1 protein-coding gene is annotated in these 716 nt (G+C 35.8%); it reads right to left on the reverse strand.

All coding sequences use genetic code 11. The features are described 5' to 3' along the window. The coding region (locus ACS8FC_RS17420) for a hypothetical protein (protein ID WP_439297709.1) at window positions 1-223 on the reverse strand (223 nt) is incomplete at its 3' end. Window positions 224-716: the final 493 nt, after the last annotated feature.

Consider the following 716-nt stretch of genomic DNA (forward strand, 5'->3'; position numbering starts at 1 on the left):
TACTCGTCATAACAGAACTTTCCGCATCAGCTTTGTTTAGTGCAGTTCCATTATCATTGGCAATAACAGTAGTATCGCTTGGATTTTGGATAGCCGTTAATTGATTACTACTTACTAGATTGTCAATCACTGCTAGCTGATTGATCGCTTGAATATGTGCGTTTTTTTCCAGAATATAGGTTTGATCATTGGCTGAAAAGTCCGACAAATCAAAAGAGAGCAACTGATGGTGGCTATCCGTTAAATAAACAGTATCGTCTTCTAATTTAATAAAATCAGCAGCGACACTAGGCTGGCTGGTGATCTGCCATTCTTTGGCAGGCAGAGGTCAGTGATGAAACTTGTATGGCAGTGACAATAGCAAGCAAGCTGAAAGCTTTAGCTGTTTTTGTAAGGGTCATAACATGCTCTCGTTTGGATTGATATTTGAAAGTTAGTCATAGTCAGACAGAGATACTTATGCGCACCTGTTTAAACGTCGTGGCTACTTATCATTACTCACTCAAAAATTGTAGTGACCAAATAATAAACTCATTGTATTAAAAAGATAATATCAATTTTTACTTTAGAGAAACTTTAAGAAGTGTTAAGCCCTATTGCGTTTTTTGCTCAATAAATTATGCTTATTACCTTTAAATAACGATAGGATAACTCGTCACATTAACTACGACCCACTTCCTACTAAAATATATATATTGCTAAGGGTTTATATTTGG

This window comes from Psychrobacter sp. 1Y4, from assembly GCF_051847555.1.